The organism is Blautia sp. OF03-15BH (assembly GCF_003463065.1).
GTDB lineage: Bacteria > Bacillota > Clostridia > Lachnospirales > Lachnospiraceae > Limivivens.
In genome coordinates this window covers 261,792-277,628 of the sequence record NZ_QSCM01000003.1, presented here as the reverse complement: position 1 = coordinate 277,628, position 15,837 = coordinate 261,792, and the positions used below count along the sequence as shown (strand labels likewise).

General features: G+C 46.6%; 8 protein-coding genes. All 8 read left to right on the top strand.

Annotation, left to right across the window (positions count from 1 at the left end; all coding sequences use genetic code 11):
• The first annotated feature begins 17 nt into the window (after positions 1-17).
• Positions 18-3,671, top strand: a complete 3,654-nt coding sequence (gene brxC, locus DXA57_RS05510) for a BREX system P-loop protein BrxC (protein ID WP_117765413.1) — start codon at positions 18-20, stop codon at positions 3,669-3,671.
• A gap of 20 nt (positions 3,672-3,691) precedes the next feature.
• Complete coding sequence (gene pglX / locus DXA57_RS05505; RefSeq protein WP_117765411.1) at positions 3,692-7,435, top strand: BREX-1 system adenine-specific DNA-methyltransferase PglX; 3,744 nt, start codon at positions 3,692-3,694, stop codon at positions 7,433-7,435.
• 97 nt (positions 7,436-7,532) lie between these two features.
• A complete protein-coding gene (locus DXA57_RS05500; RefSeq protein WP_117765409.1) occupies positions 7,533-8,015 on the top strand; it encodes a DUF3990 domain-containing protein in 483 nt (160 codons plus the stop codon).
• Positions 8,012-8,251: a hypothetical protein gene (locus DXA57_RS05495; protein WP_005539002.1), complete on the top strand. Its 240-nt coding sequence runs from the start codon at positions 8,012-8,014 to the stop codon at positions 8,249-8,251. The genes DXA57_RS05500 and DXA57_RS05495 overlap by 4 nt, the downstream gene beginning before the upstream one ends.
• A 3-nt stretch (positions 8,252-8,254) precedes the next feature.
• Positions 8,255-8,476, top strand: coding sequence for a DUF3791 domain-containing protein (locus tag DXA57_RS05490; protein WP_013274273.1), 222 nt, complete (start codon positions 8,255-8,257; stop codon positions 8,474-8,476).
• A gap of 54 nt (positions 8,477-8,530) precedes the next feature.
• Positions 8,531-11,053, top strand: a complete 2,523-nt coding sequence (pglZ, locus tag DXA57_RS05485) for a BREX-1 system phosphatase PglZ type A (protein WP_117765407.1) — start codon at positions 8,531-8,533, stop codon at positions 11,051-11,053.
• 23 nt (positions 11,054-11,076) lie between these two features.
• Complete coding sequence (gene brxL / locus DXA57_RS05480; protein ID WP_117765405.1) at positions 11,077-13,197, top strand: protease Lon-related BREX system protein BrxL; 2,121 nt, start codon at positions 11,077-11,079, stop codon at positions 13,195-13,197.
• Positions 13,198-13,199: 2 nt separating this feature from the next.
• A complete protein-coding gene (locus tag DXA57_RS05475) occupies positions 13,200-15,773 on the top strand; it encodes a TrlF family AAA-like ATPase (RefSeq protein WP_117765403.1) in 2,574 nt (857 codons plus the stop codon).
• Positions 15,774-15,837: the final 64 nt, after the last annotated feature.

The window sequence follows — 15,837 nt, the reverse complement described above, 5'->3', positions numbered from 1 at the left end:
GGATGGAGGAAACTGTTATGCAGATCAAGGACATGTTCCGAAAGAAAATTGACCGTGAGATACAGGGCGTTATCATTGTCGGTCAGGGTGAAGAAACAAATGTAGCGCAGGAGCTGGAAGAGTACGTTGTGACCCGTGAGCTTCAGCGTCATTTTGCGGATTTCTTTGCAGCATATAAAAAAGGTATTCAGGAAACCACACCGAAAATGGGTGTCTGGATTTCCGGCTTCTTTGGAAGTGGTAAATCTCATTTCCTGAAAATCCTGTCCTATCTGCTTCAGAATAAACAGGTCGGAGACAAACATGCCATCGACTACTTTATCGAGGATCAGAAGATTACCAATCAGATGGTGCTGGCAGATATGCAGCTGGCAGCAAACACCCCATCGGACGTAATTCTTTTCAATATTGATTCCAAAAGCGATTCTAATGGCAAAGAAAATAAAGATGCCATTGTGAACGTATTCCTGAAGGTTTTCAATGAGATGCAGGGCTTCTGCGGTTCCATGCCGCACCTTGCTGACCTGGAGCGCAGGCTTTCCGAGGAAGGACGTTTTGAAGAGTTTAAGGAAAAGTTTGAAGAAGAGTATGGCGATCCGTGGGAAAGCTCTCGTCAGGACTTCGATTTCATTCAGGATTCCGTTGTCGATGTTCTTTCTGACATGGATTTCATGAGCGAATCAGCTGCCCGTAACTGGTGCGAGAAAGCAACCGAGAGCTACCAGATCAGCATTGAGGATTTCGCCAAGCGTGTAAAGTCCTATATTGATAAAAAAGGGAACAACCATCATGTTGTCTTCCTTGTGGATGAGATCGGCCAGTACATTGGTGATGATTCTAAGCTGATGCTGAACCTTCAGACAGTGACGGAAGAACTGGGCAAGGAATGCATGGGCAAGGCTTGGGTAATCGTAACGAGCCAGCAGGATATCGACTCCATTACCAAGGTGAAGGGTAACGACTTCTCCAAGATTCAGGGACGTTTCGATACACGTCTTTCTTTGTCCTCTGCCAATGTGGACGCTGTTATCAAAAAGCGTATTCTGGATAAGACAGAGACCGCAGCACAGAGCCTGCGTCTGCTTTATGACCAGAAAGCAACCATCATCAAAAATCTGATTGTCTTCAACGACGGCGTGGAGAAAAAACTGTACGCCAACGCAGAAGATTTTGCAGAGGTTTATCCTTTTGTTCCATACCAGTTTAATTTGCTTGCCAGTGTGCTGACCAGCATCCGTACCCACGGTGCATCCGGTAAGCACCTGTCCGAAGGTGAACGTTCCATGCTGGCTCTGTTCAAAGAGTCTGCCATGCAGCTGATGGACGATGAGATGGGGGCAATCGTGCCGTTCTATCGGTTCTATGATGCATTGGAGAATTTTCTCGACCACAGCCACAGCAGCGTGATCATCCGCGCCTATGACAACAGCTATATCAACCCGGAAAAGAAGGAAAAAGATGTCTTTGCGATCAATGTGTTGAAGACCCTTTTCCTGATTAAATATGTTCTGGAGATTGAAGCCAATGTAGACAACATCGTCAGCCTGATGATTACCAGCATTGACGATGATCGTATTTCTTTGAAGGCACAGGTGGAGGATGCACTGAAAGTGCTGATGCGCCAGATGCTGATCCAGAAGAATGGCTCCATCTATGTATTCCTGACCGATGAGGAACAGGAAATTAACAACGAAATCGAAAAAGAAAATGTGGAGATGCCGGAGGTCATCACGAAGATTGCGGAGATGATCTATGAGGACATTTTCTCCAGCAAGAAGTATCAGTACCCCAGCTTTGGCGGACGGTATGCGTTCTCTTTCAATCAGACAGTGGATGACCGCCCCTATAAGGCAAACCAGAATTACGATATCGGCCTCCGTGTGCTGACCCCGTGGTATGAAGGCGGCACCGATGATGGTACGCTGCGCCTGCTCTCTGGCCAGGGCAAGGAAGTCCTTGTGGTTCTGCCGAATGATGATGCGTTCCTGACGGAAATGCGGGCATACTTGAAAATAGAGCGGTTCCTGCGCAAGAATACCTCTGTGCAGCTTGCCAAGTATGAGACCATTAAGGAAGCAAAGCGCGTGGAGATGCGGGAACGCAACGGTAACGCCAAGCTTTATCTGACGGAAGCTCTGAAAGATGCTACCATCTATGTCAATGGCGATGTGTTGCACACTTCCGGCAAGGAAGTGACCAGCCGCATCAACGAGGCAATCGGAAGATTGGTGCAGACGGTTTACCACAAGCTGTCCTACATCGACGCAGCGATGGGCGAAGCAGACATCCGGAAGATGTTCAAGACCAGCAATCAGCTGTCGCTGGCACTGGGAGATACCGGAGAATCCAATGTTCACGCATTGGATGATGTGCTGCAATTCGTGGCGGGCAATTCCCGGATGCACATGAAAACTTCTATGAAAACCATCAAGGATCGCTTTATGAAAGCACCCTATGGCTTTGTGGAAGATGACATCCATTGGCTGGTGGCACGTCTCTTTAAGCGTGGAGATCTGTCCTTTACGGTCAATGGTGAGAGCGTCAATTTGAACAACCGTTCCGAAGAAGAAATCATCGGCTATATCACGAAGAAGCAGTTCGTGGATAAGCTGCTGACGGAAGTGCGCGTGCGGGTACCGGAAAACCAGAAAAAGGCCGTCCGCACCGTAATGAAAGAGCTGTTCAAGGTGGCACCGCCTGCCGATGACGAAGATACCATCATGAAGAACTTCCAGCATTACTGCGAGAATCGAATCACCGAGATTGAGCGGCTGGAACCGAAATATGAGAATTACACCTATCCCGGAAAAGAACTTCTGGAAAAGGGCAAGAAGCGGCTTTCCGCACTGGTGCAGATTCAGGCACCGCTGGAATTCTTTAAGACCGTATTTGACGAGCAGGACGATCTGATGGATTTTGGCGAGGACTATGAGCCTATCCGTGATTTCTTTGGCAGTGAACAGCTGACCATCTTCACTCGTGCGCTGGATATGCTGAATATCTACGAGGACAGTAAGACCTACATCGTGGATGCAGAACTGGAGGACGTGGTGGCCAAGATGCGCACCATTGTCCGGATGCCGAAGCCCTACAAGGAGATTCCGAAGCTGCCGGAGCTGCGCGAGAAGTTTATGAACTGCTATATGCGCATTCTGGAAGAGCAGGCAGAGCCGGTCAAGGATTCCATCAATCAGGATCGGAACCGTGTCTTTGAAGTGCTGAACACCAAGCCCTATAAGGATGCGAAGTTCAACCGTTATCTGGAACTCTTTAAGGAGATCATGGACGGTGCGGAGCACTGCAACAATGTTTCCACTCTGCGCAGCTATGCAGATAAGGCGGAGGCACTGAAGCTGCGCCTGCTCAACGAGATGAACGCAGAGGACATTCGCCTTGCGAAGGAGGCAGCGGCAAAGGCCGAGGCAGAGCGCAAGCGTCAGGAAGAAGAGGCGGAAAAGCGCGGCGAGACCGTGAAACCGGCAGAAAAGGTGGCAGAACCGCAGCCGGTATATAAGGTGCGCACCACGAAGAATGTTTCCATCAAGACGGTTGCCAAGACTGCATCGTGGCGGCTGGAGAGCAAGGAGGATGTTGATAAATACCTTGCTGCATTGCGCGAAAACCTGCTGAAAGAGATGGACGAAGATACAATCGTCAACATTGAACTATAAATGACAGGAGGATTGGCTCCATGAACAAGACAGCCATAAAAAATTTTGCGATCTGGGCGCGGAATAAGCTGATTGCAGATGTCAGCTATGATGCCCGCCTGATCGGTATTACGGAGGACGGCATTGCCAAGCCGCTGCCGCAGAGCTTCGGCGGCACTCAGTTCTTCGATATCGGCACCGCAGAACCGTATTCGATTTCCGGCGAGGCCGTGCGGCAGCGTGACAAGTTGATAGAGGTCATCCAGCAGAAGGAAAAGGATACCGACTACAAAACCGCATATCAGTATGTGATCGAGGAGGTTGCCTATACATGGTTCAACCGCCTGATTGCGATCCGTTTCATGGAGGTCAACGACTATCTGCCTTCCCATATTCGAGTGCTTTCTTCCGAGAGTGGAAAGTTGGAGCCAGATCTGGTCACGACACCGTTTGACGCAGAGCTTCCCTTCACTGCGGAGGAAGAAGCTCAGATTTTCCAGCTGAAGCAGGACAATAAGCTGGACGAAGTGTTCCGCATCCTGTTCCTGAAACAGTGCAACGCCCTGAACGAGATTTTGCCTGCGCTGTTTGAAAAGACAAAGAACTACACCGAGCTGCTGCTCAGTTTGTCCGTTATTGACCAGGATGGTGTAGTCTATCACCTGATTCACGATATCCCGGAGGATGACTTCAACATCGAGCGCGGCGGTCAGGTGGAGATCATCGGCTGGCTGTACCAGTATTACAACACTGAACCGAAAGCGGCTGCCTTTGCAAAGAACGGTAAGATCACCAAAGAGGAAATCCCTGCCGTGACCCAGCTGTTCACCCCGGATTGGATCGTCCGTTACATGGTGGAAAACAGCCTTGGCCGTCTGTGGGTGGAAGGACACCCGGAATGCGGCCTGAAAGAAAACTGGAAATACTATCTGGAAGAGGCACAGCAGGAGCCGGAGGTGCAGGCAAAACTGGCGGAAATTCGTAAAGAGTACGCTGCCCTGAACCCGGAGGATATAAAGCTCATCGACCCCTGCATGGGTTCCGGTCATATCCTGGTATATGCTTTTGATGTGCTGATGCAGATTTACGAGAGTGCCGGCTACAGCCAGCGCGATGCCGCAAAGAGCATTCTGGAACACAACATCTACGGTCTGGACATTGACGACCGTGCCTATCAGCTGGCGTACTTCGCCGTGATGATGAAAGCACGGCAGTACAACCGCCGTATCTTAAACGGTGAAAACACCTGCCATGTCTATGCCATTCAGGAAAGCAACAGCATCAACCGTGCGCACATGAAATATTTCGGTGCAGGGATGGACAATATTGAGAAAAACGCCGCCAAGATGCAGCTGGAAGGTTTGCTGGACACCCTGACCGATGCCAAGGAGTACGGCTCTATCCTGAATGTGGAGAGCTACAACTGGGATTTGCTGCGTCGGTTTGTGGCAGCGGAAGACACCGCAGGTCAGATCAGCATGGACAGCATGGGTGTGGAAGATACCGCTGAACAGCTGAACCGGCTCATTGATATCGGCGAGAGCATGGCACGGAAGTATTGGGTTACCTGTACGAATCCACCCTATGCCGGAACCAGCAATCTGAGCGCAAATGTCAACAACTTTGTCAAGAAGAATTATCCAGATAGTAAGGCTGATCTTTATGCTGTTTTTATTGAGCGTTGCCGTCAGATGACTGTAAACAACGGGTTTCAGGCAATGATTACGCAACATAGCTGGATGTTCCTTTCCAGTTTTGAAAAGTTGCGCGAAAAGATGATGCTGATCGAAACAGTCAACATGGCACATCTTGGGGCAAGGGCTTTTGAGGAAATTGGCGGCGAGGTGGTGCAGACTACATCGTTTGTACGCTGTGCAAACCATGTGAATGGTTATAAAGGTACTTATTGTCGCTTGATTGAGCCTACTTCTCAGCAGGGAAAAGAAGATATGTTCCTTGCAGGGGAAAATCGCTATACTGCAAATCAAGATGACTTTGCAAAAATACCGGGAGCACCGATTGCATACTGGATTGGTCAGAATGTGTTTCGTGTCTTTTCAGAAAAGTGTGTGCGCAATTATGCAGAGCCGCGTCATGGAATGTCAACAGGAAATAACGATTTGTGCCTTAAAGTATGGTTTGAAATTAGTGAAGATAAAGTTTGTTTTGATGCGGGTAGCTTAGATGAATTCGATTTATCAAAATGTAAATATGCTCCCTATAAAAAGGGCGGATCTTTTAGGCTATGGTACGGCAACAATGATTATGTAATTGCGTATGATAAGAAATCACGCCAAGTTATGGAAAAACTATCGGGATATCGGTCTTCGAGTACTGGCTTCTTCTTTAAGCCATCTATAAATTGGTCTGATGTTAGCACGTCCGCATTTGGAATGAGAGTATCACCAAAGGGATTTGCTTTTGATGGTCGTGGTGCATCGATGTTTTGTGATAGCAATATAATGCTGTATATTGCGGCATTATTGGCCTCAAAATTTACAACATATATTCTGAATATTTTGAATCCGACGTTGACATTTAATATTGAAAATGTTGCGGCTATTCCTGTAATTATTGATGAAAGCCAAAAAGGTCAAATTGAATGTACTGCTGAAGAGAATGTTCAACTTTCAAAAGATGACTGGGACTCTTTTGAAACCTCTTGGGATTTTAAGAAGCATCCATTACTCCGCAACGTTTCCACGATTTCCGAAGCCTTTACCCAGTGGCAGGCGGAATGCGATGACCGTTTTAACCAGCTGAAAGCCAACGAAGAAGAGTTGAACCGTATTTTTATCGATATTTACGGCTTGCAGGACGAGCTGACCCCGGAAGTGGAAGATAAGGATGTGACCGTGCGCAAGGCGGACTTGCAGCGGGATATCAAGAGCCTGCTCAGCTATGCCGTGGGCTGTATGTTTGGCCGCTACTCGCTGGATAGACCGGGCCTTGTGTTTGCAGGCGGCAATTTTGATGCAGTATATTGGAGGTACAAGGGACAGGCTGCATTAGATGAAAATGGCGACCCAATCGAAGGTGGATATGCAGGAATTTCCTTGGCAGAGTATCATTATCCGAAGTTCCATGATACAGATGACTGGGAAACTGCAACTTGGCTTTCGTATGAACCAGACGCCGACAACGTTATCCCTATCACCGATGAAGAATATCTGGACGATGATATCGTATCGCGCCTGTGTGCATGGCTGAAAGTGGTTTATGGTGCTGATACGCTGGAAGAAAACCTTGATTACATCGCAAAAGCCCTCGGCAATAAGGGCAGCACCAGCCGGGAGATCATCCGCAACTACTTCCTGAACGATTTCTTCAAGGATCACTGCCAGACTTATTCTGTTACCGGTTCCGGCAAGCGTCCGATCTACTGGCTGTTTGACAGCGGCAAGCAGAATGGCTTTAAGGCACTGGTTTACCTGCACCGTTATACGCCGGACACCATCGGTAACCTGCGTATCGACTACCTGCACAAGATGCAACGTGTGTATGAGTCCGAGATCAATCGGATGCAGGATATGATGGATCACAGCGAGAATGCCCGTGAGGTTGCAGCAGCCTCCAAGCGTAAGGATAAACTTGCCAAGCAGCTGAAAGAATGCCGGGAATATGATGAGAAGATCAGCCATCTGGCACTTTCCCGTATCGAGCTTGACCTCGATGACGGCGTAAAGGTCAACTACCGTAAGCTCCAGACTGCGCAGGACGGCAAGTTCTATGAGGTGCTGGCAGACAGCAAAAACATCATGGCGAAGCAACGAGGAAAAGTGTGACCGTGCTTGCATGAGTCGCACCTTGACGAGTGCCGACATCGAGGCGACAGCCGAGATGGTGAAAGAAAAGAAATAAGAGGAACAGGAGGCGTTTGCAATGATTTTGTACCACGGAAGCAATGTTATCGTAGAACAGCCGAAACTTATCCGGCAAAATCGCTATCTGGACTTCGGTTTTGGATTTTATACCACCACCAACCGCGATCAGGCAATGAACTTCGCTCAGAAGGTCACAGATCGCCGCAAAACAGGAGCCGCTACGCTGAATATTTATTCCGTAGAAGAAGCAGTGGCTTTCAAGGAGTGCAGCTTGCTGCGCTTTGATAGCCCAGATGAAGCATGGTTGGATTTTGTAGCTGAGAACCGTCAGGGAACCTATCAGGGAAAGCAGCATGACCTGATTTATGGTGCTGTGGCAAATGATGATGTGTACCGCACCATTACCCTGTATATGACCGGAGTGTTGGATAAGGAACAGACACTGGCGGCACTCAAGATTCGGAAATTGTTCAACCAGCTGGTGTTTGCAACTGAGAAGTCTCTGCAATACTTGCATTTTGAAGGGAGGGAGCTTGTATGAACGAAGATCAGTTCAGCGCAATGCTTGCAATCATTGTGCCGCCCATCATCGAACAGATTACAAAAAACAGCAATGTGGATGATGAGAAAGCGATTTCTCGCTTTTATCAGTCCAAGCTCTATCAGGAACTTTCGGATGAAAAATCGAAATTGTGGCACTACAGCCCGATGACGCTGTATACCATGTATCAAGATGAACTTCTGACAGGCTCCTATGATTACCCGGAGGAGGCGTGAGCAATGAGCAAAGAATCCAATTTTTTGATTTATTGCATGGAGCGGTACCGTCATTTCAAAGGGCTTTCCGGTGCAGATGTAGCAAAGACTTTTGAAGAGTATGGCATCTATGGGTATATCACAAAATATTTTGAATCACTGCACACAATGGGGGATCATTGTATCGTGCAGGATATTGACGATTATATTAGCAGCATCACAGGCAATAAACGGATCAAGGCGTAACTGCCTGTATGATATTCCCCAAAGGGCGGAATCTATCAAGTAAAGGAAATTGATATGGCAGAATTGAACTTGAAACAAATTATAGACCGCCTGAATGCGGAATTTACCGGGGAGACCCGGAAACTGGTTTTCTGGTACGATGACAAGGCAGAATTTGCCGAGGATATGGAGGCGGTGGAGCTTCAGAATGCGAAGATCTACCATCTCCAGCCGGATAACCAGTTCTATACAAAGTATTTTCTGGAGCGTTTGGATAAGACCACGAATTATCTGATCTATGCACCGTTTCCGAAGCCGGATGTAAGGGACAACCATCTGGAAGACACAATGCTGTATTCCAGACGGTTCTTTGCCGACCGTGCTTCCCTCCTGTCGGTTGACCTCGGTATTGAGGAAAAGTACAAGCCGGTTATTGAGAAGCACATCAAGTTTTTCGCCAACAAAGAGCGCACTCAGCGGTTCTATGATTTGGAAATTGAGAACTTTAATGAAGAAAATATCCTTGTCGGTCTGCTGAGTGCAGTCTGCAAGGCGCGTACCTGCTCTTTTGAGGAAGTCGTGCGCATCGTGTTGACGGATGGCGAGCTGGTGGACAATGCTTTCTTGCAGGAGTTTGAAAAATACGATCTGCTGCCTGCATTCTGGCAGCTCTGTGAGCAGCATTTCGGATACACTGATACAAAACCGAGTTTGGAACGGCTGCTGGTGACGCTGTTCGTCACTTATACTGGGCGATATGTGCAGGCAGAACTTCCGGCAGCATGGAAGAGTTTTGTCTCCTACAAGTCCGGCAATATCATCGCATTTCTCGATAGTTTGATGAATAGCGTCCTGTACCGGGACAAATACGATGCTTTGTCGGCGCACGTTGCCAAAGGGCTGAATGTTCTTTCGGCATTTGCAGGAATGCGAGTGGACGATTTGGTGGAGTGCGACACTTTCCTTGCCGTGGATCAGGTGTTGGTAAAGTGGCTCATTGGCAGACTTGTTTCGGAAGATATCGGCGCAATCGTAAACGGATTTACCATTTCGGAACTCTGTGAAAAACGGGCTAAAATGCACTTTGGCAGAAAAACCGGGAAAACCTATCAGATGCTTTCCAGCGCGTATAGCATGGTGAAGGAGGCAGATTACCATGCCGCAGATGGCTTAAAGCCAATCATCGACCGATATCTTGCTGCGGATTACAATATGGATCAGCAGTATCGGAAATTCTACTATTATTACGACCAGCTGGAGAGCACGGAAAGTTTTGAACCGCTTCGGGAGCTGGTGGAAAATATTTACACGAACGAATATCTGGCTTGTCTGCTCCCTGCCTGGAATGCCGGAATTCAGCAGGATGCCGCATTTTCGGCAATTCCGTTGCAGCGGGAGTTTTACAATACCAACCTGCGCTATACCAAAGAACGCACCGTGGTCATCATTTCGGATGCCATGCGTTACGAGGTCGGACAGGAGTTGTTTGCCAGAATGCAGGATGACCCGAAATGCACGGCAAAACTTTCTGTACAGTTGAGTGTTCTTCCGTCTTATACGAGGCTCGGTATGGCAGCACTTTTGCCGCATAGGACACTGGAAATGACGGATGATTTTCAGGTGCTGGTAGATGGTATCCTTTGCGATAATCTGGCAGGTCGGCAGCAGGTGCTGCAAAGCTATAACCCGGATAGTGTCTGTGTACAGTTCGATGATATCAAAAATCTGAAAGTGGCAGAGCTGCGAGATGTGCTGACAAAACGTCAGATCATCTATGTATACCATAATCAGATCGACGCGCGTGGAGACAAGGCAAATACCGAGGATGAGGTGTTTCATGCGTGTGAGGAAGCCGTTCAGGAAATTGTGGATTTGATTCATCGAATCTCCGTCAGCGGCAACACCTATCATTTTATCGTCACTGCCGATCATGGCTTTATTTACAAGCGTGATAAGCTGACAGAAAGTGACAAGATTTCCGGGAAAAGTGCGGACAAAGCATTTGTCAATCGCAGATTTATTGTGTCCAAGGCGACACTGGAAGATGATGGCATCGACCATATGAGCATGGGACGCATTCTGGGGAACGAGGACAGCAAGGTGGTGTCCTATCCTGTCAGCAGCAATGTCTTTAAGGTGGCCGGAGGCGGTGCTAACTATGTGCATGGCGGTTCCTCACCGCAGGAAATGCTGGTGCCGGTGATGGAGTTTAAGATGGAACGCGGTCACATGGAAACAAAGAATGCAGAAATTGCTCTGGTCAGCATCGTCCATAAGATTACGAACCTGATCACTTCCATGGACTTTATCCAGTCGGATGCAGTCAGTGATACTGTAAAAGCGGCAAAATACCGTATTTTCTTCCTCTCAGAAGACAATGAGAAGATCTCGAACGAAAACAGCTATGTGGCGGACAGTCGCGAGGAAAATGCGCAGAAGCGTATCTTCCGGATGCGTTTCACATTCAAGAATAAGAAATACGACAAGGACAAGCAATATTACCTTGTGGTTTATGACGAAAAAAGCGGTCTGGAGCAGTGGAGGCAGCCTGTTGTTATGGACATTGCCTTTGCGGATGACTTTGGATTCGGATTCTGATATAGAGGAGGCAGGAATTCCGTATGGAAATGATGGATATGGCGGCAGATGATACCCGTGAAGAACTGCGTCGGAAGCTGCGCAACAACTTTGACGGTCGGATCGTCCGCAAAGACCTGACAAAGAAAATAAAAGAAGGAGCGAATGTTCCGGTCTATGTGCTGGAGTTTCTGCTGGGTCAGTATTGTAGTTCAGACGATGAGACAATCATTGAGCAAGGCGTTCAGAATGTGAAACGTATTCTGGCAGACAATTTTGTCCGCCCGGATGAGGCTCAGAAAATTCTTTCCCAGTTGCGCAAGAACGGGAGCCATACCATTATTGATATGGTGACCGTGCATCTGGACATCAAAAAAGATTGCTTTTTTGCGGAGTTCTCTAACCTTGGTCTCACCAATGTGCCGATTACGGATGATTATCCGGAAAAATATGACCGGCTGCTTTGCGGCGGTATCTGGTGCATTGTGCAGCTGGAATATGAGTCTGAGGGAGACAGCAGCTTTGGAATCACGGATATAGATGGACAGCCGATTTCCTCTAAACAGAAAAAGCATAAGGACATCTCTCCCATCAGCATCCATAAGCTGACTCCGATCCAGATGCCCCATATCGACATCGAAGAAGTTCGAGAGGGACGCAAGGCATTCACACAGGAAGAGTGGATGGATGTTATGCTGCGTTCCTGCGGATATGAGCCGGAACAGCTGAACAATCGGGAAAAGTGGCTGCTGCTTGCGCGTATGTTACCGCTGGTGGAGAACAACTTCAATCTTTGTGAGTTGGGGCCGCGCAGCACAGGCAAGTCCCATATCTATAAAGAAATCAGCCCGAACAGTATCCTGGTATCCGGTGGTCAGACGACCGTTGCAAATCTGTTTTACAATATGGGGCGCAAAACCGTAGGTTTGGTAGGCCTATGGGACTGCGTTGCCTTTGATGAGGTTGCCGGAATCAAGTTTAAGGACAAAGACGGCATTCAGATTATGAAAGACTATATGGCTTCCGGCTCCTTTGCCCGTGGCAAAGAGGAAAAGGCAGCATCGGCATCTATGGTCTTTGTAGGAAACATCAATCAAAGCGTGGATGTGTTGCTCAAGACTTCCTCTCTGTTTGACCCGTTCCCGCCGGAGATGGGAACGGACACAGCCTTTCTTGATCGTCTGCATTGCTACATTCCAGGCTGGGAGATTCCGAAGTTCCGTCCGGAGCATTTTACCAATGATTACGGCTTTATCACGGATTACTTGGCAGAGTTTATCCGAGAACTGCGGAAAGAACAGTATGGTGATGCGTTGGATAAGTATTTCCGCCTTGGAAAGAATCTGAACCAGCGCGATACGATTGCTGTCCGCAAGATTGTAGGCGGTTATGTGAAATTGCTTTATCCCGATGGAGAGTTCACGAAGGAACAGATTGAAGAAATTCTTGTATTTGCACTGGAAATGCGCCGTCGTGTCAAGGAGCAGCTGAAAAAGCTGGGTGGAATGGAGTTCTATGATGTGAACTTCAGCTATATCGACCTTGATACCTTTGAAGAAAAATTTGTCTCTGTGCCGGAGCAGGGCGGCGGCAAACTCATTCCCGATGGCATCTGTAATCCGGGACAGGTATATACCGTAAGTCAGGGTAAGTCTGGTATGATCGGCGTATTCCGCCTCGAAAGCCAGATGCTGCCCGGTAACGGAAAATTTGAGCGCACTGGCCTTGGCAGCGACCGTGACTGCAAGGAATCCACGAATACGGCGTTCAATTTCCTGAAAGCTAACGGAAATCGTATCAGTGGCAGCATCAGTACCACGATGCGGGATTACATCATCAACTATCAGGATTTGCAGGGCATTGGCATGACCGGAAAGCTGGCATTGCCTACATTGATTGCACTATGCAGCATCGCTCTTGGACGGCCTACGGTCAGTACACTTGCCGTGCTGGGAGAAATCAGTATTAGCGGCACGATTCTGAAAGTGGACGAACTTGCCAATAGTTTGCAGGTGTGCCTCGATAGCGGAGCAAAGAAAGTGCTGCTTCCGATTACCAGCGCAGCAGACCTTGGCACCGTGCCGCCGGAGCTGGTGGGCAGTTTTAATCTGATTTTCTACAGCAGTGCGGAAGATGCGGTGTTTAAGGCGTTGGGGGTAGAGTGAGTATGTTTGAAAATGGTTTGACATGGGTAAAGGCGGATTTTCATCTCCATACCCATAAAGATAAAGAGTTTAAGTATTCTGGTGAAGAAAACAGTTTTGTTAAGGAGTATATAGCCCAGCTAAAATCAGAGAGTGTCTCTGTTGGAGTGATTACTAATCACAATAAATTTGACGAAGGCGAATATAAAGCCTTGAAGAAAAGCGGGCGAAAAGAAGGTATTCTGATTTTGCCAGGTGTTGAATTGTCTGTAAAGGAAGCTAATGGGATACATACTCTTATTGTATTCAATCCGGATGAATGGATTGTTAATGGGGAAAACTTTATTGCTCACTTTCTGATAGAGGCATTTGCTGGAATATCAAATGCTGAAAATAGAAATACAAGATGTAAATTTGATTTGCGAGATGTCATCGAGGCTTTAGATTCTTATGGAAAAGACTATTTCATTGTATTTGCTCATGTTGATCAAGGTAGCGGATTGATGCAGGAATGCTCAGGAGGCTTGTTGGAGTCTTTATCTCAGATAAATAAATTCAAGAGCAGAGTCTTAGCTCTTCAAAAAGTACGAAAGCCAGAAACAATGAGTACTTTCCAAAGATGCTTGGGGTATTCTTGCGCTCAGGTGGAAGGGTCTGACCCTAAATCAATATCCAATGTCGGACATTGCGATAGAGCTACATATCTGAAGATTGGAGACTTATCATACGATTCAGTGAAATTTGCATTGACCGATTTTCAAAATCGGGTTTCGGGATTCATGCCGCAACTTAAACATGGGGTTATTGAATCGATTTCTTTTACAGGTGGAAAGTTAGATGGCGAAACAATCTATGTATCTCCAGCATTAAACACACTCATAGGAATCCGTGGAAGCGGAAAATCATCAATCCTAGAAGTGTTACGTTATGCATTTAACATCCAACCGGAAAGCGATAAAGAGTATAAAGAAGGGCTGGTCAAGTCGGTACTTGGTTCTGGCGGACAGATAACAGTCAGGGTTTGCGACAAATTCGGGAAAAAATATGAAATTCGACGTATTTATGGGGAACGGCCTAATGTCCTTGATGAAAACGGAAACGATCTCGGAATTTCTATAGACCAAATATTGAAAAATATTCTATATTTCGGACAAAAGGATCTATCGCAGAGTTCTTCATATGAGTTGCAGTTGTTAGATCATTTAGTGGGAAATAAAATCGGAAATTTTAGCCAAGAACTGGAAGGTTTTCATGCTGAAATTGAGGATGCAATCAAACAACTGTTAGATGTAGAAGCGATTCCAACTGAAATTGAAGATCTTAACACGCAGAAAAGCAATTTTGAGCATAATCTTCAGATTTTTGAGGAACGGGGTGTGGCAGACAAATTAAAAAAGCAGACGGGGTACGGCCTCGATAGACAGAAAATCAACGATGTAAAAATAGATATTATCAGAGATATTGCAGCTATTGAAACTATGGTCGCTGGAATAGTCACAAGAAATGATGCATTGGATGGCTATACAAGTGAATATAATGCAGAGTTAATTGAAGAAGCAATAGCTGTGCTTGGGTCAATTAGCACCCAGATCGATAGTATAAAGAGTTCACTGGTTAAGCTTGAAAGTTTGCGAGATGATTTGTCATCCATACTAACAAAACTTGATAACAAAATGGAACTGCTTAAAGGTGAATTTGCGGAGATTAAGCGTCAAATTGGTGATACAGAACTAGATGTAGACGCTTATCCACAGCTAAAGGCCAATCTGGAGTCGGTCAAAGCCAAAATAAAGAATTTAGTTGAGAAAATGGGTTCGCAAGACACCATAAAAGGTGCTTTTCGTGCATCTATGCGTAAGAGAAATGAATTGTTAGCACATGAATTTAGCGCCTATGAATCCGAAGTAAAGGCAATAAACGAAAGCCAACCAGAACTGTCCGTAGAGTTAACGTTCAAGGGAGACAAGGACACTTTTAGAGATTTGCTTAAGAATGCGTTCAGAGGTTCTAACTTAAAAGACGCTAAGCGGCAGATACTTTCTGAGAATTTTCCGGATTTCCTAGCATTGATTGACGATATTATTTTGGATGATGGAAAAAAGTGCAAAGCAATTCTTTCGGAAAACGAGTACGGAAAAGTGAAGGAAAAAATTATATCGCAATATGGTGAACTAATCCGTAAAGTTACGCCCAATAAGGTGGAGATCAAATATCACGGGAAATTGCTTAAGCAACATTCGCTGGGACAGCGCGCATCTGCACTTGTGCTGTTTATTCTTACGAAAAGCGAAAACGATGTCATCATTATAGATCAGCCAGAAGACGATTTGGATAATAAAGTGATTTATGATGAGGTAATCAAGGCCATTCGAGACAAAAAAACGGACATTCAATTCCTATTTGCAACGCATAATGCTAATATCCCGGTATTAGGAGATGCCGAAAAAATAGTGGCGGCTGAATACAGCGAAGGTAAGATAATACCTATACAGGGAAATATAGATAGTCCAGCAACGCACAAATTGATAGTTGATATCATGGAGGGTGGACAAGAAGCTTTTGAACGCAGACAAATGATCTACACAGCATGGAACTAATGATGTCACGTTCTGTAAGAGCGTATTGTGAAGCTACTGATGAGCTGGAGGCGTTTATTCTCAA